Source organism: Pikeienuella piscinae (assembly GCF_011044155.1).
In the GTDB taxonomy this organism is placed as follows: Bacteria; Pseudomonadota; Alphaproteobacteria; order Rhodobacterales; family Rhodobacteraceae; genus Pikeienuella; species Pikeienuella piscinae.
Genome location: NZ_CP049056.1, coordinates 222752 through 243639, shown reverse-complemented (window position 1 = coordinate 243639; position 20888 = coordinate 222752). Strand labels below are relative to the sequence as shown.

The following is a 20888-nucleotide window of genomic DNA, read 5'->3' as shown; positions in this document are numbered from 1 at the left end:
CCCATCGCCTGCATGAGGACCAAGATGAACCGAGAGCCCAACGTCGACGAAGCCCTCGCCGCCGCCCATGGCCTGAATCCGGACGAATACGCCCGCATCCTGGAAATATGCGGCCGAACGCCCAGCTACACCGAGCTCGGCGTCTTCTCGGCGATGTGGAACGAGCATTGCTCCTACAAATCATCGAAGAAATGGCTGCGCACTCTCCCGACCACCGGACCGCAGGTAATCTGCGGTCCGGGCGAAAACGCAGGGATCGTGGATATCGGCGATGGCGACGCCGTGGTCTTCAAGATGGAGAGCCACAACCACCCCTCCTATATCGAGCCCTATCAGGGCGCGGCGACCGGGGTCGGCGGCATTCTTCGCGACGTCTTCACCATGGGCGCGCGGCCGGTTGCGGCGATGAACGCGCTCTCCTTCGGACGGCCCGAGCATCCGAAGACCAAAAGCCTCGTCGCCGGCGTGGTCGCCGGGATCGGAGGCTACGGAAATTGCTTCGGCGTACCGACGATTGGCGGCGAGTTACGCTTTCACGCCGCCTATGACGGAAACTGCCTCGTCAACGCCTTCGCCGCCGGCATCGCCCGGACCGATGCGCTCTTCTATTCCGCCGCCTCGGGCGTCGGCATGCCGGTGGTCTATCTCGGCGCCAAGACGGGCCGCGACGGGGTCGGCGGGGCGACGATGGCCTCGGCCGAGTTCGACGACACGATAGAGGAGAAGCGCCCGACCGTGCAGGTCGGCGACCCGTTCACCGAAAAGCGCCTGATGGAGGCGACGCTGGAACTCATGGCGACCGGCGCGGTGATCTCGATCCAGGACATGGGCGCCGCCGGTCTGACCTGCTCCGCCGTCGAGATGGGCGACAAGGGCGGGCTCGGCGTCAGGCTCGACCTCGACCTCGTGCCGGTGCGCGAGCGCGGGATGACCGCCTATGAGATGATGCTTTCCGAGAGCCAGGAGCGGATGCTGATGGTGCTCCGCCCGGAAAAGGAGGACGCGGCCCGCGCCGTCTTCGAGAAATGGGATCTGGATTTCGCCATAGTCGGCGAAACCATCACCGAGGATCGCTTTCTGGTCCTCCATGGCGGCGACGTGAAGGTCGACCTGCCGCTCAAGACCCTCTCCGGCTCCGCGCCCGAATACGACCGGCCCTGGGTGGAGCCCCCCGCCCCCGCCTCGCTGGGTCCGATTCCGGCGATGGACATGGACCACGCCCTTCTTGCTCTTCTCGGCGCGCCCAACCTCGGCTCGCGCCGCTGGGTCTGGGAGCAGTATGACAACAGCGTGATGGCCGACACGGTCGTCGGCCCGGGCGCGGACGCGGCGGTGATCCGGGTGCACGGAACCTCGAAAGCGTTGGCTTTCACCTCCGACGTGACGCCGCGCTATTGCCGCGCCAACCCCCGCATGGGCGGCAGGCAGGCGGTCGCCGAGGCATATCGAAATCTCTGCGCCACCGGCGCCAGGCCATTGGCGACGACCGACAACCTGAATTTCGGAAACCCCGAGAAGCCGGAAATCATGGGCCAGTTCGTCGGCTGCGTGAAGGGAATCGGCGAAGCCTGCGCCGCGCTTGGAATGCCGATCGTCTCCGGCAATGTCTCACTCTACAACGAAACCGACGGCGTCGCTATCCTGCCGACCCCGACGATCGGCGCCGTCGGACTTCTCGACGATCTCGACCAGATGATCGGCATCGCGCCCCGGGCCGGCGACATGCTGGTGCTGATCGGCGAGACGACGGGCTGGATGGGCCAGTCAGCGTATCTCGTCGAGCTTTTCGGCCGCGATGAAGGCGATGCGCCGCCGGTCGATCTCGACGCCGAGCGCCGCGCAGGGGAATTCGTGCGGACGATGAAAGCGAAGGGACTGATCTCCGCCGTGCACGACCTTTCCGATGGCGGGCTCGGCGTCGCGGCCGCCGAGATGGCGCTTGCGGGCGATGTCGGCGTCAAGCTTCTCTCGGATCCCGAGACGCCGCTGCATGAATGGTTCTTCGGCGAAGATCAGGCGCGCTACCTTCTCGCCTGCGGCCGCGACAGCCTGGAGGCGCTCCTTGACACGGCGGCCGATTCCGGCGTCCCCGCGCGCCATGTCGGCAAGGTCGAAGGCGACCGGATCGTCATCGGCGACCGCGCCGTCGCGCTCGCGGAAGCCCGCGCCGCGCATGAGGGGGCGCTGCCGCGGATGATGGGCTGATCCTCCCGCCCGCGCCGGCCCCGTCTTGCACGTGCGCCGGTTCCAGACTACATCGGAATCTGAAACAGGGCTGAAGGGGCGTGCCGCGATGGCGATGGAAGCGACGGTGATCGAGAAGCTGATTCTCGGCGCCTTTCCCACCGCGGAAGTTGAGATCACCGATCTCGCGGGTGACGGCGACCACTATGCAGCGACCGTCACTGCGGAGGAATTTCGCGGCAAGAACCGGGTGCAGCAGCACCAGATGGTCTACGCCGCGCTGAAGGGCCGCATGGGCGGTGAACTTCACGCGCTCGCGCTGACGACGCGGGCGCCGGATTGAGGATTGATTGATGACCGAGACTGATACAACAGCCCAGACGGCGACCGACCCCGCGCATGACGCGATCCGTGCGGAGATTCAGGCGAATGACGTGGTGCTCTTCATGAAGGGCACGAAGACCATGCCGCAATGCGGCTTCTCCAGCCGTGTCGCCTCGATCCTGAACTACATGGAGGTGCCGTTCAAGGACGTGAATGTCCTCGCGGACGAGGCCATCCGGAACGGCGTCAAGTCATTCTCGGACTGGCCGACGATTCCGCAACTCTATGTGAAGGGCGAATTCGTCGGCGGCTGCGACATCATCACCGAGATGGTGCTCTCCGGCGAACTCGACCAGACCTTCCGCGACGGCGGCGTCGTCTTCAACGCAGAGGCGGCGGAGAAGATCCGCGAAACTAACAGCTGACCGCCCGGATGTTGACAGCCGCCGCCCCGGCGACTATTCGACCGACTGCGGCTACTGGGGAATAGGTTAACGGTAGACCCACGGACTCTGACTCCGTTAGTCCTGGTTCGAATCCAGGTTCCCCAGCCAACCGCTCCCGACAAACGGTGACTTTCATCTGCCGGTCTCCAAAGCCGGTTTTCGGGACTGACGTTTGCGGAATCGGCGGGCGTTGGATCTTATGTTGTATCGGCGAGCAGCGTCGCCTGGCGGCTCCACTCGGCGGGAGCTTCGATCTTCGCCTGATGCGAAGAGGTAAGACTCGGAGGCTGTCGGCCTTCGACTATTGCCTCGACAAGCACCGGCGACAAGAAATCCAGATCGACGAGTTGCAGGATACCGGCCCGCGAGAACCCTTCGCGCCTCAAGGAACTCGAATAGAGCGCTCACCGTTGCCGCCTCGGATGCGTTGATCGTGAGCGATCTCTCCCTCACGTCGTGACCGAAGGGCGCGCTCCCCCCTATCCGCCTCCCCTTCCATTTCGAGGCGGCAATCTTGTTGCGGATACTCTTTGCTGTGAGCACCCACGCATCCGGTCTTTGGCGCGGACTAGTTCCGCACCTCCCGCCGAGACAGGTCCGGACCCGCCGGGCATCGCGCCCAACTGACCGTCTCGGCTCCCGCGCGCGCAGGAACGGCAGTGCTTCCGACGCGACGGAATTCCACCCAGAATATCTGAGTTGAGGCGCCGCTATTGAGAGAGTTTGCTAGAGACCCTGGCTCTGGCGGCCGCTGCTGTTCCCGGCGCGTCAACATGGGAAGAAGGGCGGTGGTGTCTCAGTTTGAAAAATCGGCCGGGGAACGACCATGATTAGGGTAGATTTCCCTGCGCTCACGCGCGCGCGAACATCCGCATCAGTTTGCCGCGCTGCCTTGGAATCCTCATTTTCGAGAATTATCTCATATATAAGAACGGCGATGCATGGTAGTTTCCGCTCACCCGATGGGGGTGGCGGTTGCCAGGAAGCCGAGACGGGAGAAAACCATGCCGAAAGGACCACAGGGCCAGAAGCGCCCGGCGGATGTGATCGGCAATGCAGTTTTGATTGCCAAGATCGCAACCGGAGAAATCGAGGATACGACGCTGGCCGCGCCGGGACGCCGCAAGAGCGGCTTGGCGGGCGGGAAAGCGCGTGCGGAGAGCCTGTCAGCCGAGCAGCGCAGCGAAATCGCGCGCAAGGCTGCAAGCGCGAGGTGGGGGTGATGGCTAACGCTTACTCACCTTTGGCTGTTGCTAATGAATTTATTGCGCTCGGGATCGCGGAAGGGAAACCAATAGAGCACATGAAGGCGCAAAAGCTCGTTCACTTTGCGCATGGGTTTTCTTTGGCTCGTGATACCCCCATCCTCAACGAGTGCCCGCAGGTTTGGAAGTTCGGACCAGTTTTCTCGACGCTCTATCAAGACCTAAGAGCCCGCCCCGAAATGAGTTGAGCGATATCAGAGGGTTGTGATTCACGTCGGTTTGCAACGACTGACGGAGGCCCGATGCCCTGGGATGATATCGCCCGCGCGGAATATGCGCGACGGTCAGCGCGCTATGCAAGCGACCTGACGGATCGGGAATGGGAGGTGATCGCCGCCTACATGCCTGATCGACGCGGTCTGGGCCGCCCGCGCACGACCGATCTGCGGGAGGTGATGAACGCGATCCTTTACATCGCCTCGACCGGCTGCCCTTGGCGCTATCTACCGACGGAGTTTCCGCCTGTTTCGACCGTGCAGCGTTACTTCTACCGCTGGCGGGACGAAGGCTTCTGGCCCGCACTCAACAATGCGCTGGTGATGGTGTCACGGGAGCTGGAGGGGCGCGAGGCGTCTCCGACCGCAGGCGTGATCGACAGTCAGAGCGTGAAAACCACAGAGGCGGGAGGGGTTTGCGGCTACGACGCTGGGAAAAAGATCAGGGGCCGCAAGCGCCACATGGTGGTCGATACGATTGGGCTGATGGTTGGCCTGGTCGTTCACGGCGCCGGCGTGCAGGACCGCGACGGCGCCCCGCTCGTGCTGGCGTCCATCCGCAGACGCTGACCGTGGCTGCGCCACGTCTTCGCAGACGGCGGCTATGCCGGGAAGAAACTGCGCCGCGCCCTGACCGGGTTCGGCGACTGGCGCATCGAGATCATCAAGCGATCTGATCGCGCCGAAGGGTTCGAGATCATTCCAAGGCGATGGGTTGTCGAGCGCACCTTCGCATGGCTTGGAAGATGCCGCCGTCTCGCCAAGGACTGGGAGCGATCCATCGCCTCGTCCGAGGCGTGGGCGAACGTCGCGCATATCCGACTGCTCACCAGACGCCTCGCAAGGTATTGTTATGTTTGACCGAGTTTCGAGCCAGGCTCTAAGCGTGCCCGTCAGCATCGCGCTTCAGGGGGCTGCGGATCGCACTGCGAAGACTGGGCTGGGCGACGGATTGAGGGGAATACGCCATGGATCCAGTGCAGGTTTCCCTCATCCTCTTCGGTGTTTTCACACTGCTGATCCCGCTCGGCGTGCCGATCGCGCATGCGCTGGGCGCGGCCGCGCTCTGCCTGATCCTGGCCGCCGGCATTCCCGGAGTGTTCCTGCCGCAGACGATCTACCACGCCACTGACCAGTTTCCACTGATAGCGGTGCCGTTCTTCGTGCTTGTCGGATATCTGATGGAATACGGTGGGGTCTCATGCAAACTGACCGATATGGCGTCGGCGCTGGTTGGCCATGTCACTGGCGGGTTCGCGGCGGTGACGATCGTCTCCTGCATGTTTTTCGCCGCAATGTCGGGTGCCGGGCCGGCCACGGTCGCGGCCATCGGCACTATCATGATCCCGGCAATGATCCGAAGTGGCTATCCGGCGCCCTTCGCAGGCGCCGTAGCATCGACCGGCGGCACGCTCGGCATCATGATCCCGCCCAGTACGCCGATGATCATCTACGCCGTGGTAGGCAATGTTTCCGTCACACAGATGTTCATTGCCGGCGTTGCGCCGGGATTGTTGACCCGCCTCGTGCTGATCGTCGCGAGTTGGTGGATATGCCGTCGATACGGCTATACCGCGCGGACCGAGCGGGCCTCCTCGCGCGAGATCGCACGGGCGTTCTGGAACGGATGCTGGGCGCTGATGGCGCCGGTCATCGTGCTCGGCGGCATCTACGGCGGCGTTTTCACACCGACCGAGGCCTCGATCATCGCGGTCAATTACGCGCTCGTCGTCGGCTTCTTCATGTACCGCGAACTGAACTTCAGGAAGTTCGTCGATGCCTTTGTAAAGTCGGTCATGGTCGGTGGAACCGTGACGATCATCGTTGGCGTGGCCGGCGCCTTCGGCCGGCTGCTGACGCAGTACCAGATCCCGCAGATGCTGTCGGAGGCCGTCCTTTCGCATACCGACAACGTCTATGTGGTGATGATCATCATCGCCGTCGGACTGATCATCATCGGCACATTCATGGAGACGCTCGCGACAATCGTGCTGCTGACGCCGATCCTGCTGCCGGTCTGCGTGTCGGTCGGCATCGATCCGATCCTGTTCGGCATCTTGCTGGTCATCACCTCGGAGATCGGCTTCCTGACTCCACCGCTGGGCGCCAATCTGTTCGTGGCGGCGCCTATCGCCAAGGTATCCCTTGAAGCGATCTCGCTTGCGGTGCTTCCCTTTATCGCCTTGCTGTGCGCGGTCGTGCTGATCCTGATCCTGTTCCCGATCCTAAGCGTCGGGCTGCCGGAGCTGTTGTCTAGGTGAGCGGGCGCGGATCGGCGAGGTTCAGCGCCTGTGCCCGAAGCCGCCGGACGCACGGTCGCGACGTCCGTCGTTCATGCGGTCCTCGATGCAACGAACGGCGAACTCGATCTCTTTGAGAACAGTGTCATACCAGTTCTGGTCGACGCGATAGAGTGGCGCCGAAACGCAGATCGCCGAGACGGCCTTGCCGTGCTCGTCCATCACGCACTTCGCCATGCCGCCTACGTCGACGTGCCAGCCCCGTTTCATGATGGAGTACCCCTTGACGCGGGCCGCCTCGATCTCCCGCCACAGCGCCTTCGGGTTGGAGACGCTGAACTCGGTGCTCTTTTCGAACATCTCGGGCAGCAGTCTGCTGATCTCCTCGTCCGGCAGCGCCGCAAGCAGGCAGATGCCCGTTGACGTCATGTTGGCCGGAATTCGCTCGGCCACCTCCACGTTCAGCCGAACGGCCTGCTTGCCCGGCAATATGCTGAGATAGAGCACATCGAAACCATCCAGCACGCCGTGGATCACGCCTTCGCTTGTTCGCTCCTCAAGCCGCGCGAGAAACGGCCGGGCCAGTTCGTCGATCTCGAACGAATAACTCGCGCGGCCAAGTTCCCAGGCGCGCGGGCCGAGGCGGTATTCGCCGCTGGAGATCCTCTCGATGAAACTGCGCTCCCGCAGCGTGTTCAAAATCGAGTGCATGCCCGATTTGGATTTGCCCAGCGCAATCGATATTTCCGTGAGTGTCAGATCTTGGCGCTGGCTCAACAGCTGCAGGACATCGAGGCCACTCTTGAGTGAAGAACGCGCAGCTCCCGTTTCGCGCTGGATCGCCGTCACCACGTTTGAGTTCTTCGACAACCTTGCATCCATCCGAATTCGTCACGCCTTGCTGAAACGATGTAACATACTCGTTCCCGCTGACGCGAGCGGGGTATGGGGATAATGATGGCGAGGCGATCCACAAGGCGCTGCGGAGGCATCTGGCGCTGCAACCTGAGGTCTGAAGATTCTATCGTCGACAGGGGCGCGCCCTGACCGGGTTGGTCAGGACTCGCGCGCAGACGTAGCGAAGAGCAGAGGAAGCCAGCCGCCAATTGTCTCTTGGCGCGCCCAAACCACACGCCTCTCTGCGGGCCGTCGAGGCGTTCCTTCTTCACCTCGATGACTTGCCAATCCGTCCGGATGACTTTCGCCCAAGGACCGCCGCTTGGATGATCGTCGTGACCAGAAATTCCGGGGCGGTTGGCGGGCTTGCTCCGCAAGCTGGATCCGATCACCGGCGGAAAACGATCGTCAGCCGAAGATCGAGTGACGGAATACGCCTTGAAGTGTTCAGCCGTGTTCTCGGTCTGCTCACTAAGTGCGGCTGTCGTCGTCTCTGACGTATTGAGTCTGCGTAACATCGGGAATGGCTGCGCCTTGGCCGAGCGGACCCTTGCTCCGTCGGCCCTACTTCTAATCCAGAACCTCCAGCCACTACACATCACCCGCAAGATGGGTTCTCGCTACGCCGGAAACCGCCAGCTAGAATGACCCCGGCGCGTTTTCCCGCGCGGGACGCAGGGCCGCAACGGTCGCAAGAGCGCGGGCCGGGAGGAATTCTTTGGCGACAGCTATTCGCAACGCCGCAGCACCCCGCAAACAGATGATTGCCGGGCGGTGACTCATCCGGCGGCTCCGGATCGACCACCTCGGCCGGCGAGCAGGCTGACGGCGATCGCCGTGGTCTCGCCCGTTCGCCCGCCGTTGCCGAGATTGTCGATATTCAGTCGCGCAAGAGTTCGTTGACAGACGTCTTGGCGCGGGTTTGCGCGTCAACCCGCTTGACGATCACCGCGCAGTAAAGGCTTACGCCGTTCTTCGAAGGCAGCGAGCCTGAGACGACGACGGAGCCGGCCGGCACCTCGCCATACATGACCTCGCCAGTCTCCCGGTCGACGATCTTGGTCGACTGGCCGATATAGACCCCCATGCCGAGGACCGAGCCCTCGCGAACGATACAGCCTTCGACCACTTCGGAACGCGCGCCGATGAAGCAGTCGTCCTCGATGATCGTCGGGCCAGCCTGCATTGGCTCCAGAACGCCGCCGATGCCGACGCCGCCGGAAAGGTGCACGTTCCTGCCGATCTGGGCGCATGAGCCGACCGTGGCCCATGTGTCCACCATCGTCCCCTCGCCCACATGGGCCCCGAGATTGACGAAGGAGGGCATCAGCACGACCCCTTTCGCGATATAGGCGGAACGCCTGACGATGCAGTTCGGCACCGCGCGAAAGCCCGCCGCGCGCCACTGGTTCTCTCCCCAGCCGTCGAACTTGGAGGGCACTTTGTCCCACCACGTCGCGTCGCCGGGGCCGCCTGCGATCGGCGCCATGTCGTTGAGCCGAAAGGAAAGCAGCACCGCCTTTTTCGCCCACTGGTTCACTTTCCAGACACCATCCGCGCCCCGCTCGGCGACGCGGAGCGCGCCTTCCTCCATCGCGTCCAACGCGGCCTCGACCGCTTCGCGTATCTCGCCGGTCGTCGCGGGGGTGATCGCATCGCGCTCCTCCCATGCGGTCTCGATCGCTTTCTCCAACGCGGCGTTGCTCATCGGGGCGCTCCTTTGCGACTGTCGGCGGGGGGGTCTGTTCCCGGTCAGGGCGAGCCTATACGATGGCGTCGAGCCCCGCGCAATCGACGCCGCCCCGGGGCAGCAAAATGGGCCTTCAAGGGGCATGACACCGTGACGACGCCAGACAACCGCAGTTCAGCCCTGACCCAGCTCGAGGAGGATCTGAGCCATACCGCCCGCGTGCCTGTCACGCCGCAGACCGCGCATCCGGCGTATCGACTGCCTTACGTCGACCCCGACTTCATGCGTTCAGACCCCCTGCGCGGCGTGCGTTTGCAACTGGAGCTGGAGAAGCCGGAAAGCCTCCTGCGCGCCGAAGGTGTGAACTCCACCGTGGTGATGTTCGGCGGCGCCCGCATTCCTTCGCCGGCGGAGAAAGCCCGGGCGCGGACGCCAACGCTCGCAGCGCTCTCGCATTACTACGAAGAAGCGCGAAGTTTCGCCCGGATGGTGACCGAAGAGAGCCTGAAGCGCGGCGGCGGCGAGTTGGTGATCGTCACCGGCGGCGGCCCGGGGGTCATGGAGGCGGGGAATCTTGGCGCAAGGGACGCTGGCGGCCGCTCGGTCGGCCTTGGCATCGTGTTGCCGCACGAGCAGGCCCCGAACGAATATGTGACGCCCGAACTCTGCTTCAATTTTCACTATTTCGCGATCCGCAAAATGCATTTCCTGATGCGGGCGAAGGCCATCACCGTCTTTCCTGGCGGCTTCGGGACGCTTGACGAACTCTTCGAGACGCTGACGCTGATCCAGACCGACCGGATGGAACGGATGCCGGTGCTGTTGTTCGGTGGGAAATTCTGGCGAAAGATCGTGAACTGGGAGGCTCTGGCCGAGGCCGGCACGATCTCCGACGAGGATCTCGATCTGTTCAGTTTCGTCGAAACGGCGGAAGAGGCCTGGCGGGCGATGCGCGGCAAAGTCTGACCGGCGGCGGTCGCCGCGTCGAAGTATCTGCGCTTGCGACACGGCGCCGGATGGTGTTGAGTTTCTTCAAGACAAGCCGACAAGGCGCGCCGACAGGGTGGCGAATGACAGATATTGGCGAGACCGGGACAGCCCCGGTCCTCGACGTGACCGGATTGGAGACGATCTTTCACGTCCGTGACGGCGCGGTGCACGCTGTCAACAATGTCAGTTTCTCGATCCGAGAGGGGGAACTGCTCGGCGTCGTGGGGGAGTCCGGCTCCGGCAAGTCGGTGACGATGATGTCGCTGATGGGACTCCTGCCGACGCCGCCGGCGGAAATCATCGGCGGCGAGGTGCTGTTTCAGGGCCGTGACGTCAGGAAGATGTCGCCATCGGAGCTGCGTCAGCTGCGCGGCGGCGAGATCGGATTCGTATTTCAGGACCCGATGACCTCGCTCAACCCCGTGTTCACCGTCGGCTTCCAGCTCATGGAGCCGCTCCGGGGACATCTCCGGCTTTCGAAAGCCGCGGCCAGAAAGCGCGCGGCCGAGCTTCTCGACCTTGTTGGCATCCCTTCCGCCGCCGCGCGCCTGAACGACTATCCGCACCAGTTTTCCGGGGGCATGCGCCAGCGGGTGATGATCGCCATCGCGCTCGCCTGCGATCCGAAAGTGCTGATCGCGGACGAGCCGACGACCGCGCTCGACGTGACGATACAGGCGCAGATCATCGACCTGGTGCAGAAACTCCGGACTGAACTTGGCATGGGAGTCATCTGGATCACGCATGACCTCGGCGTCGTCGCCGGGATCGCCGACCGGGTGATGGTGATGTATGGCGGACAGGTGGTCGAGCACGCGCCGACGGCGGAGCTGTTCGCCCGTCCGCAGCACCCCTATACCCGCGCGCTGATGGAGACGCTGCCGGACATCTCCGGCGTCCGCAAGGAGCGCCTGCTGACCATCGCCGGGCAACCGCCGATCCTGCGCGCGACGCCGTCCTCCTGCCCGTTCGCGCCGCGTTGCGCGCACATGCATGACCAATGTCTCAAGGCCAATCCGCCGATCGCGCCGCGCGGACGCGGGCATGACGTCGCCTGCTGGTGGACGCCGCCGGAAACGATCGGGGAGGCGGGCCGCGATGCCGCTTGACGCGACAGATCAGGCGCCGCTCGTCCGGGTGAACGGACTCTCCATGCATTTTCCGATCTACAAGGGAATATTCCGTCGCCAGGTCGGCGTGGTGAAAGCGGTCGACGACGTTAGCTTCGACATCCGCAGTGGCGAAACGCTCGGCGTTGTCGGCGAGTCGGGGTGCGGGAAATCGACCACCGGCCGCGCGATCATCCGGCTGTACACGCCGACCGCGGGCCAGATCAGCATCGCCGGCGAGGATATCTCGAAACTGGAAGGCGGCGCGCTTCGCCGGCTTCGCCCCGGCATGCAGATGATCTTTCAGGACCCGCAGGCCTGTCTCAACCCGCGCATGACGGTCGGCTCCATCATCGCCGAGCCGCTGGTCGAGCATCGGCGCGATCTCGGTCGCGCGGAGCGCCAGGACCGCGTCCGCGAGTTGCTCGATCAGGTCGGCATGAACCCCGATTTCGCCAATCGTTATCCGCATGAGTTCTCCGGCGGTCAGCGCCAGCGCATCGGCATCGCGCGAGCGCTCGCGCTGGAGCCGAAATTCATCGTCTGCGACGAGCCGATCGCTGCGCTCGACGTCTCGATCCAGGCGCAGGTGGTGAATCTTCTGGAGGATCTGCAGGACCGACTCGGACTGACCTACCTCTTCATCAGCCATGATCTCTCAATGATCCGGCACATCGCCGACCGGGTCGCTGTGATGTACCTGGGCAAGGTCGTGGAACTCGCATCGCGCGACCTGCTTTATGACTCGCCCCGCCATCCCTACACCAGGGCGCTGCTTTCAGCGGTGCCGACCGTCGCGCAGACCGGCCGCGAACGGATCGTGCTCACCGGCGACGTACCTTCGCCAGCGAACCCGCCATCGGGTTGCCGGTTCCGCACCCGCTGCCCGATCGCGCGGGCCCATTGCGCCGAGGTGGAGCCAGAATTCCGCGTGCTGGCGGATGGCCGGCGAGTCGCCTGCCACTACGCCGAAGAAAGAGAGCCCGACCCGCCATGAATAACACTCATGCCATGCGCCGGCGCCTCGCCCGCGTTCATCGCAGCATCCGCCCGGCGGAGTTGCGCGCCTGACGACCAACTAGGAAGGGAGCCTGAAATAATGACCAAAATGCAACGCATGCTCGCTGCGGGAACGGCGCTCGCGCTCTGCGCGGGCCCCGCCCTCGCCGAGCGAGGCGCCGACGGGGAGCTGAAGATCATTTACTGGCAAGCCCCGTCGACGATGAACCCGTACCTCTCCGGCGGCACCAAGGAGGTCGAGGCCGCCTCGATGGTGATCGAGCCGCTCGCGCGCTTTTCCGACACCGGGGATATCGTGCCGGCCCTCGCCGCCGAAATTCCGACCGTGGAGAATGGCGGCGTCTCCGAGGACCTGAAATCGATCACCTGGAAGCTGAAGCAGGACGTTCTCTGGGCCGACGGCACACCATTCACCGCAGCTGATGCGATCTTCACCTACGAATATTGCACCAATCCGGAGGGCGGCTGCGCCCAGACGACCTATTTCGAGGGCGTGGCCGGGATGGAGGCGCTGGACGACCATACGCTGAAGATCAGCTTCACCGAACCGAAGCCCTTCCCCTATACGGCGCTGGTCGGTTCAGAATCGCCGATCATCCAGGCCGCGCAGTTCGCCGACTGCACGGGTGCGAAAGCGCCCGAATGCACCGAAGCCAACTTCAACCCGATCGGCACCGGCCCGTTCAAGGTTACCGAATTCCGCGCCAACGACGTGATCACGCTCGAAGCGAACGAGAATTATCGCGACCCGGACAAACCGGCCTTCGCGAAGGTCCTGTTCAAAGGCGGCGGAGACGCGGAATCGGCGGCCCGTTCGGTGCTTCAGACCGGCGAATTCGACTACGCCTGGAACCTGCAGATTTCGCCAGAAGTCCTCACGGAGATGGAAGCCGCCGGCAAAGGCAAGGTCGTCGTCGCCTTCGCGACCTCGGTCGAACGGGTCCATGTCAATTTCACCAACCCCGACCCCGCCCTCGGCCCGGACGAGCGGTCAGTGTGGAAGGAGGACGGCTCCAACCCGCATCCGATCCTTTCCGAATTCGCCGTGCGAAAGGCGCTTTCCAAGGCGATCGACCCGGTGATCCTGACGGAGATCGGCTACGGCAAGACTGGAAGACCGACCTGCAACGTGCTGCCCGGGCCGGAGATCTACGCCTCCAGCGCCAATGACGATTGCCTTACCCAGAACCTCGACGAAGCGAAGAAACTTCTCGACGACGCCGGCTGGGTTCCCGGCGCCGACGGCGTACGGGAGAAGGACGGCAGGCGCCTTTCCTTCCTCTTCCAGACCTCGACCAACGCCGTGCGCCAGGAATTCCAGGCGATCATCAAGGAGTGGTGGTCGGAGATCGGGGTCGAGACCGAGCTTCGCAACGTCTCCGCCAGCGTCTTCTTCGGCGGCGACCCCGGCTCGCCCGACACGTTCCAGAAGTTCTACGCCGATCTGGAGATGTACACGAACAACTTCTCCGGCGTGGATCCCGAGGCCTACATGGGCACATGGACCTGCGACAAGGCTCCGCGTCCCTCCACCCAATGGCAGGGCGAAAACATCAACCGCTGGTGCAACAAGGAGTACGATGCGCTGGCGGTGAAGTTCGCCAACACCGCCGGGCTGGACGAGCGGGCGAAGATCGCCAAGCAGATGAACGACATGCTGATGCAGGACTACGTGATGTTCCCGATCGTCTATCGAGGTGGCACTTCTGCGCACTCGAACACGCTCGCCGGCGTGAAGATCAACGACTGGGACAGCGAACTCTGGAACATCGCCGACTGGCATCGGGCGAAGTGACTCGCGCCTGACCGAAACGGGAGGCGGCCCCGCGACGGGGGCCGTCTCCGCCCCCTGAAGCCGAGGACCCGATGCTCCGCTACGCGATCCGAAGACTGCTGGTTTCGATCCCGACCCTGCTCGCGATCAGCTTCGTCGTTTTCGCCCTCCTCGACCTCGCGCCCTCGGACCCGACCGCGAACCTGCCGCTGACGATCCCGCCCGAAGTGCGCGAGAAGATCCGCCTCTCGCTCGGCCTCGGCGAGCCTTTTGCGATCCGCTACGTGAAGTGGCTGCAGCAGTTCCTGATCAACGAACCGCTGAGCGTCTTCGAACAGATGACCGGCCTGACAGTCGGCGATGGCGAACGGCTCCGCGTCCTCTCATGGGCCACCCGTTCGCCGGTCACCGACCTGATCGTCGAGCGTCTGCCGCAGACGCTCTGGGTCGTGGGGATGTCCTATGTGATCGCGGTGCTGATCGCGGTCCCGATCGGCGTGATCTCCGCCTATCGGCAATACTCGATCTTCGATCAGGTCGGGACGTTCATCTCCATGCTCGGCTTCTCGATCCCGACCTTTTTCACCGGGCTGCTGCTGATCGTGATCTTTTCGGTCTGGCTAGGTTGGTTGCCGTCGATCTATGACACGACCCACGTGGTGAACAGCTGGGGCAGCTTCTGGTTCCAAGTGAAGCAGATGGCGATGCCGACCATGGTGCTCGCGCTCGCCAACGCCAGCCAGATCAGCCGCTTCATGCGCGCCTCCATGCTCGACAATCTCAACCAGGACTATGTCCGCACCGCCCGCGCGAAGGGCGTGAAGGAGCGGACCGTCGTCCTTCTCCATGTCCTGCGCAATTCTCTCATTCCGGTGGTGACGGTGATCGCGCTCGGCGTGCCGACGATCTTTGGCGGGGCCATCGTCACCGAGCAGATCTTCCGCGTGAACGGCATCGGCCAGTTGCTGATCGTCGGGATCGAGAGCAACGACATCCCGCTGGTGCAGACGCTGACCTTCATTTTCGCGGTGCTGATCGTGATCTTCAACCTGATCGCCGATCTCCTCTACGGCGTGCTAGACCCGCGGATCCGCTATGACTGACGCGTCAGCAGAGCCGGGCGCCGCGCCCGAGGCGGCGGCGGAGCACCGCTCGCTCTGGGGCGATGTCTGGCGCCAGTTCCGCGCCCACAAGGGCGCCATGGTGGGCGCCGCAGTGTTCGGCTTCATCATCCTCGCGGTGATCTTCGGCCCGTTTCTCTGGACGATAGACCCGGGCATGACCGACATCCGCGCGCGCAACGCCCCGATCAGTTGGGCGCACCCGTTCGGCACCGACAATATCGGACGCGACATGCTGGCGCAGATGCTGGCGGGCGGGCGCACCTCGCTCGCGGTCGGCGTCGTCGCGATGCTGGTCTCGATGCTGATCGGTGCGGTGATCGGCGTTCTCGCCGGTTATTTCCGGCGGATGGACGCGCCCCTGATGCGGCTCACCGAGCTCTTTCTCGCCCTGCCGATCCTGCCCCTTCTCCTCGTCGCCATTCTCCTCTTTCGCGACGCGCTCCGCACCAGTTTCGGGCCGGAGGCCGGCATCTTCGTGATGATCGTCACCGTTATCGGCGTCACCAGCTGGATGCACACCGCCCGGATCGTACGCGGCGAAGTGCAGGCGCTGAAGGAACAGGAATTCGTGCTGGCCGCGAAGAGCATCGGCACGATCAGCCGGCGCATCATCACCCGCCACATCCTGCCCAACGTGCTGTCGCCCATCATGGTCTCCGCCACCATCGGCATCGCCAACGCGATCATCACCGAAAGCACGCTCTCATTTCTCGGACTCGGCTTTCCACCGGACTTTCCGACCTGGGGGCGACTTCTCTACGACGGCAAGGATTTCCTGACCAATTCGCCGGGGCGGGTGATCTGGCCCGGCCTCTTCATCAGCCTCACCGTCCTGAGCGTGAACTTCATCGGCGACGGGCTGCGCGACGCGCTCGACCCGCGGATCAGGGGGCGATGAAGGCGCGTCGCGCCATTTGCCCGCGCCTCGTTACGGCCCTTCGCGGGCGCAACAATTCAGTTGTGAGCGGAGCCTGAAAAGTTTACCGTTTGATAAAAATAGCGCCAGCAACAGGGAAGCCGAAATGACCAAGCTCACCACCCTTCGCGAGCCGACGCGGCGTCAGATATTGATGACCACCGGCGGCGCCCTCGCCGCCACATCGCTCTTCGGCGCGCCCGCACGGCTGCGCGCCGCCGGGCCGGTCTCCGTCGCCGGCATCTATACGGTGCCGGTCGAGCAGCAATGGGTCAGCCGCATCCACAAGGCCGCCGAGGCGGCGAAAGCCACAGGGGAGGTCAAATACACCTTCAGCGAAAACGTCGCCAACACCGACTATCCGCGCGTCATGCGCGAATACGCCGAACAGGGCGCCAAGCTGATCTGCGGCGAAATTTTCGGCGTCGAGCAGGAGGCGCGCGAAGTCGCGGCGGACTATCCCAACGTCGCCTTCCTGATGGGGTCGAGCTTCGGGGAGGACCCGGATCTCGGCAATCTCGCGGTCTTCGACAACTACATTCAAGACGCATCCTATCTTTCCGGCATCATCGCCGGGGCGATGACGAAAAGCGGCAATATCGGTATGGTCGGCGGTTTCCCGATCCCCGAAGTGAACCGCCTTATGCACGCCTTCATGGCCGGCGCGCGGGAGGTGAACCCCGATATCGCCTATCAGGTCAGCTTCATCGGCTCGTGGTTCGATCCACCGAAAGCGAAGGAGACCGCCTTCGCGATGATCGAGAACGGCGCCGATGTGCTCTACGCTGAACGTTTCGGCGTCTCCGACGCGGCGCAGGAAAAGGGCGTTCTGGCGATCGGCAACGTGATCGACACCCAACCGGACTATCCCGAGACCGTCGTCGCCTCGGCGCTCTGGCATTTCGAGCCGACCCTGAACGCGGCGCTGAAGGCGATTCAGGCCGGCGAATTCACGGCGGCGAATTACGGCGTCTATTCCTACATGAAGGCGGGCGGCTGCTCGCTGGCGCCGCTCGGCACGTTCGCGGGCAAAGTTCCCGAGGACGCCATGAAAATGGTCGCGGAGCGCGAGGCGGCGATCAAGGACGGGTCGTTCACCGTCGAGATCAACGACGAAGAGCCGAAATCCTCGTGATTCCGCGCGATGTCTGCGCCTGAAACGGGGGCGGAGGCGCCGGTCGTCCTCCGCCTTTCCGGGATCACCAAGCGGTTTGGCGCGCTGGTCGCGAACGAAGACGTCAGTCTTTCGCTGCGGCGCGGCGAGGTGATCGCCCTTCTGGGTGAGAACGGCGCCGGCAAGACCACGCTGATGAACATCCTCTTCGGCCACTACACGGCCGACAAAGGTCAGGTGGAGGTGCTCGGCGCCACTCTGCCGCCGGGGCAGCCGCGCGCCGCGCTCGATGCGGGCGTCGGCATGGTGCATCAGCATTTCACCCTGGCCGACAACCTGACCGTCTGGGAGAATATCCTTCTGGGCGCCCGCTCGCTCCGCGCGCCCGGCCTCGACAGGCGCGCCGCGCGGGCGCGGATCAAGGCCCTCTCCGAGGATTTCGGCCTCGCGGTGGATCCCGACGCGCGGATCGGCGCGTTGACGGTAGGTGAGCGCCAGCGGGTTGAGATCCTGAAAGCGCTCTGGCGCGACGCGAAGATCCTGATTCTCGACGAGCCGACCGCGGTTCTGACGCCGCAGGAGAGCGAAGCGCTTTTCGTCACGCTTCGGCGCGCGGTGGCGCTCGGGCTTTCGATCATTTTCATCAGCCACAAGCTGAACGAAGTGATGGCCGTCTCATCGCGCGTTCTGGTCCTCCGCCATGGCCGGCTCGTCGGCGAGGTGGCGACGGATCAGACCGACAGGGGCCGCCTCGCCGCGATGATGGTCGGAGCGGAGATCGCGCAGCCGCACCCCGCCCCGGCGAATCCGGGACCGGCGCTGATGACGCTCGACACGGTATCCACGCCGCCTTCGGGCGCGCGGCCGGGGCTGCGCGCCGTCACCCTTGCGCTACGCGCCGGAACGATCACCGGGCTGGCCGGGGTTTCCGGCAATGGTCAGGCGGCGCTCTCCGCGCTCGTCGCCGGCGTCGCGCGGCCCGCATCCGGCCGCATCCTTTTGGCCGGGGGCGCCGAGGCCGGCGCCGGCTGGTCGCCACGCGCCGCGCTCAGGGCCGGCGTCGGCCGCATCCCCGAGGATCGCCACCGCTCCGGCGCCATCGCCGATTTCACACTGGCGGAGAACGCCGTCCTCGAATGCCATGGCGACGCGCCCTATAGCCGCGGCGGATGGATGAACTGGGGCGAGGCCGACCGGCTCGCACGGAACATCATCGCGGATTACGATGTCCGCTGCCCCGGCCCGGAGACCCGCATCCGGCTGCTTTCCGGCGGCAACATGCAGAAGCTGATCCTCGGTCGCGCGTTGGCGCCGGGGCCGAAAATCATCCTCGCCGACCAGCCGGTGCGCGGGCTCGATGTCGGCGCGGTCGCATATCTACAGTCGCGGCTGATCGCAGCGCGCGACGACGGCGCCGCGATCCTGCTGATATCCGAGGATCTCGACGAAATCATGCAGCTTTCCGACATTGTTCACGTCATGTCGGCAGGGCGGCTCTCACCCGGCTTCCCGCGCGGCGCGATGAGCGCGGCCGAGCTCGGCCTCTGGATGGCGGGCCAGGGTTTCGAGGCGTCAGAAGATGCGGCTTGAACCGATCGCCAATCCCGGTCCCCTCCGCCGATTCGGCCTGCCGGCGCTGGCGCTTGGCGCAACGGTGCTGGTCGGCTCCCTGCTCGCGCTGCTCGCCGGGGCCGATCCCTTCGCGACCTTCGGGCTGATCCTGAAAGGCGCGGCGGGGTCGGAGTTCGCGCTGCTGGCGACGCTGAACCGGGCGACGCCGCTGATCTTCACCGGACTCGCGGCTGCGGTCGCCTTTCGCGCCCGACTCTGGAACATCGGGGCGGAGGCGCAGCTCTACGCCGGCGCCCTCGCGACGGTGATGATCGGCGCCGGGACGCCGCTGATCGAAGGCCCGGCGCTCCTCCCGCTCATGGCGCTCGCCTCGATGCTGGCCGGGGCGCTCGTCCTTCTCTGCCCGGCGCTCCTCAAGACCCGCTTCGGAGTGGACGAGGTGGTCACGACGCTGCTGTTCAACTTCATCATGCTCCTCTTCGTCTCGATGCTGCTCGAAGGACCGCTGAAAGACCCGATGGGCATGGGGTGGCCGAAATCCGAGGCGCTGTCGAAGGCCGTGCGCCTGCCGCGCATCGTGGAGGGGCTGCGGCTTCACTGGGGGTTCGCGCTGGCGCTGATCTCCGCATTCGTCATCTGGCTGATCCAGACCCGCACCGTGCTCGGGTTCCAGATTCGCGCCGTCGGCCAGAACCTGGAGGCGGCGCGCTTCGCCGGCGTTCCGGTGAACGCGGTGCTGGTCAAGACGGCGCTCCTTTCCGGCGGCCTCGCCGCGCTCGCCGGGTTCTCCGAAGTCGCCGGGCTAAAGGGCAATCTGACGCTCGATCTCTCGCCGGGCTTTGGCTACACGGGGATCATCGTCGCCATGCTGGCGCTCCTCCATCCGCTTGGCGTCGTCGTCTCCGCTCTATTCGTCGCCGGGGTGTTCGTCGGCGCTGACAGCATGAGCCGGGCGGCGGCGGTGCCGACCTATATCGCCGACATCCTGCTGGCGACCGCGCTCTTGCTGATGGTGCTGGCGATCCTGCTCACGAAGTTCCGCGTGGTGAGGGATTAGGCGATGGATATCCTCGACATCCTGATCTCGGCCAGCTTCTGGGCAGCGGCTGTGCGCATCGCCTCCCCGCTCATCTTTGCGACGATGGGCGAATTGATCTGCGAGCGCGCGGGAGTCCTCAATCTCGGCATCGAAGGAATCATGGTGATCGGCGCCTTCACCGGCTGGATCACCGTCTACGCCGGGGCCGGGCTCTGGTTCGGCGTCGCCGCGGCGATGGCGGTCGGCATGCTTTTCGGCGCGTTGCACGGGGTGCTGACCGTGCCTTTCGGGCTCTCGCAGCACGTCGTCGGCCTCGGCGTCACGCTTTTGGCCGCTGCGGTCGCCGCCTACGCCTATCGGCTTGCGCTGCCCGAGGTGACCAGCCCGCCGCGGATCGAGCCCTTTCAGGCCCTCGAAATCCCCTGGCTTTCCGCGCTTCCGCTGATCGGCCCCGCGTTCTTCGCGCAAACCCCGATGACCTATCTCGCCTTCGCCGTCGCCGGGCTGACGGCGCTGGTCCTCTACCGGACGCCGCTCGGCCTCGCCATTCGCGCGGCGGGCGAAAGCCCGGAGGCGGTGGAGGCGCAGGGGCTCTCGGTGACCGCGCTCAGGATGGGGGCGGTGATAGTCGGCTCCGGGCTCATGGCGGTCGGTGGGGCGTTCCTCACCATGTCGGCGTTCTCCTCCTTCTTCTTCGAGATGGTGAACGGGCGCGGCTGGATCTGCATCGCGCTCGTTGTATTCGGCGCGTGGAAGCCGGGGAAGGCGGTGCTAGGCGCGTTGCTTTTCGCGGCATTCGACGCCCTGCAGATCCGGCTCCAGCAGACCCCGCTTGGCGCCGCCCTGCCCTATCAGGTCTTTCTGATGGCGCCTTACATCCTGTCCATTCTGGCGCTGATCCTGATGTCGCGCCGGGGCGCCGCGCCGGCGGCGCTGATGACGCCGTATAACAAGGGGGAACGCTGACCG

Annotated in this window: 18 protein-coding genes, 1 tRNA gene and 1 pseudogene; 18 read left to right on the top strand and 2 right to left on the bottom strand. The window is 64.7% G+C overall.

The window, feature by feature from the left end; genetic code table 11:
* The first annotated feature begins 24 nt into the window (after positions 1-24).
* The 8 genes and pseudogenes from purL (at position 25) to G5B40_RS01085 (ending at position 6695) form a co-directional block, all read left to right on the top strand.
* Entirely contained in the window at positions 25-2205 is a 2181-nt protein-coding gene (gene purL / locus G5B40_RS01120) for a phosphoribosylformylglycinamidine synthase subunit PurL (protein WP_165093982.1), read from the top strand.
* Positions 2206-2293: 88 nt separating this feature from the next.
* A complete protein-coding gene (locus G5B40_RS01115; protein WP_165093979.1) occupies positions 2294-2527 on the top strand; it encodes a BolA/IbaG family iron-sulfur metabolism protein in 234 nt (77 codons plus the stop codon).
* A 10-nt stretch (positions 2528-2537) separates the two neighbouring features.
* Positions 2538-2933 carry a Grx4 family monothiol glutaredoxin gene (grxD, locus tag G5B40_RS01110; protein WP_165093976.1) on the top strand — a complete coding sequence of 132 codons (396 nt, stop codon included), beginning with the start codon at positions 2538-2540 and terminating at the stop codon, positions 2931-2933.
* A 55-nt stretch (positions 2934-2988) separates the two neighbouring features.
* A tRNA-Gln gene (locus G5B40_RS01105) sits at positions 2989-3062 on the top strand.
* Positions 3063-3958: 896 nt separating this feature from the next.
* Positions 3959-4177 carry an RNA-binding protein gene (locus tag G5B40_RS01100; protein ID WP_165093974.1) on the top strand — a complete coding sequence of 73 codons (219 nt, stop codon included), beginning with the start codon at positions 3959-3961 and terminating at the stop codon, positions 4175-4177.
* Complete coding sequence (locus tag G5B40_RS01095) at positions 4177-4407, top strand: Panacea domain-containing protein (protein WP_165093971.1); 231 nt, start codon at positions 4177-4179, stop codon at positions 4405-4407. Before G5B40_RS01100 ends, G5B40_RS01095 begins: the two co-directional genes overlap by 1 nt.
* 54 nt (positions 4408-4461) lie before the next feature.
* Positions 4462-5295, top strand: a pseudogene (locus tag G5B40_RS01090) (IS5 family transposase).
* A gap of 107 nt (positions 5296-5402) precedes the next feature.
* Positions 5403-6695: a TRAP transporter large permease gene (locus G5B40_RS01085; protein ID WP_165093968.1), complete on the top strand. Its 1293-nt coding sequence runs from the start codon at positions 5403-5405 to the stop codon at positions 6693-6695.
* A gap of 21 nt (positions 6696-6716) precedes the next feature.
* Here the strand turns inward: G5B40_RS01085 and G5B40_RS01080 are convergent, their stop codons facing one another.
* Both G5B40_RS01080 and dapD read right to left on the bottom strand, forming a co-directional pair.
* Positions 6717-7556: an IclR family transcriptional regulator gene (locus G5B40_RS01080; protein ID WP_165093966.1), complete on the bottom strand. Its 840-nt coding sequence runs from the start codon at positions 7554-7556 to the stop codon at positions 6717-6719.
* An 895-nt stretch (positions 7557-8451) separates the two neighbouring features.
* Positions 8452-9279: a 2,3,4,5-tetrahydropyridine-2,6-dicarboxylate N-succinyltransferase gene (dapD, locus tag G5B40_RS01075; protein ID WP_165093963.1), complete on the bottom strand. Its 828-nt coding sequence runs from the start codon at positions 9277-9279 to the stop codon at positions 8452-8454.
* A 162-nt stretch (positions 9280-9441) separates the two neighbouring features.
* Here dapD and G5B40_RS01070 point away from each other — a divergent pair, with 162 nt between their 5' ends.
* The 10 genes from G5B40_RS01070 (at position 9442) to G5B40_RS01025 (ending at position 20885) form a co-directional block, all read left to right on the top strand.
* Positions 9442-10227, top strand: coding sequence for an LOG family protein (locus G5B40_RS01070; RefSeq protein WP_246209802.1), 786 nt, complete (start codon positions 9442-9444; stop codon positions 10225-10227).
* A gap of 104 nt (positions 10228-10331) precedes the next feature.
* Positions 10332-11360 carry an ABC transporter ATP-binding protein gene (locus G5B40_RS01065; protein WP_165093960.1) on the top strand — a complete coding sequence of 343 codons (1029 nt, stop codon included), beginning with the start codon at positions 10332-10334 and terminating at the stop codon, positions 11358-11360.
* Positions 11350-12357, top strand: coding sequence for an ABC transporter ATP-binding protein (locus tag G5B40_RS01060; protein ID WP_165093957.1), 1008 nt, complete (start codon positions 11350-11352; stop codon positions 12355-12357). The genes G5B40_RS01065 and G5B40_RS01060 overlap by 11 nt, the downstream gene beginning before the upstream one ends.
* 102 nt (positions 12358-12459) lie before the next feature.
* Entirely contained in the window at positions 12460-14175 is a 1716-nt protein-coding gene (locus G5B40_RS01055) for a peptide ABC transporter substrate-binding protein (RefSeq protein ID WP_165093955.1), read from the top strand.
* Between the two features lie 71 nt (positions 14176-14246).
* The gene (locus G5B40_RS01050) at positions 14247-15257 is read left to right on the top strand and encodes an ABC transporter permease (protein WP_165093952.1); all 1011 of its coding nucleotides are present in this window, start codon (positions 14247-14249) and stop codon (positions 15255-15257) included.
* Positions 15250-16176, top strand: coding sequence for an ABC transporter permease (locus G5B40_RS01045; RefSeq protein WP_165093949.1), 927 nt, complete (start codon positions 15250-15252; stop codon positions 16174-16176). The genes G5B40_RS01050 and G5B40_RS01045 overlap by 8 nt, the downstream gene beginning before the upstream one ends.
* A 172-nt stretch (positions 16177-16348) precedes the next feature.
* On the top strand, positions 16349-17329 hold the full coding sequence (locus G5B40_RS01040; RefSeq protein ID WP_425500083.1) for a BMP family protein: 981 nt from the start codon (positions 16349-16351) through the stop codon (positions 17327-17329).
* Positions 17330-17338: 9 nt separating this feature from the next.
* The gene (locus G5B40_RS01035) at positions 17339-18898 is read left to right on the top strand and encodes an ABC transporter ATP-binding protein (RefSeq protein ID WP_165093944.1); all 1560 of its coding nucleotides are present in this window, start codon (positions 17339-17341) and stop codon (positions 18896-18898) included.
* Entirely contained in the window at positions 18888-19937 is a 1050-nt protein-coding gene (locus G5B40_RS01030; RefSeq protein ID WP_165093941.1) for an ABC transporter permease, read from the top strand. Before G5B40_RS01035 ends, G5B40_RS01030 begins: the two co-directional genes overlap by 11 nt.
* 3 nt (positions 19938-19940) lie before the next feature.
* On the top strand, positions 19941-20885 hold the full coding sequence (locus G5B40_RS01025) for an ABC transporter permease (RefSeq protein ID WP_165093938.1): 945 nt from the start codon (positions 19941-19943) through the stop codon (positions 20883-20885).
* Positions 20886-20888: the final 3 nt, after the last annotated feature.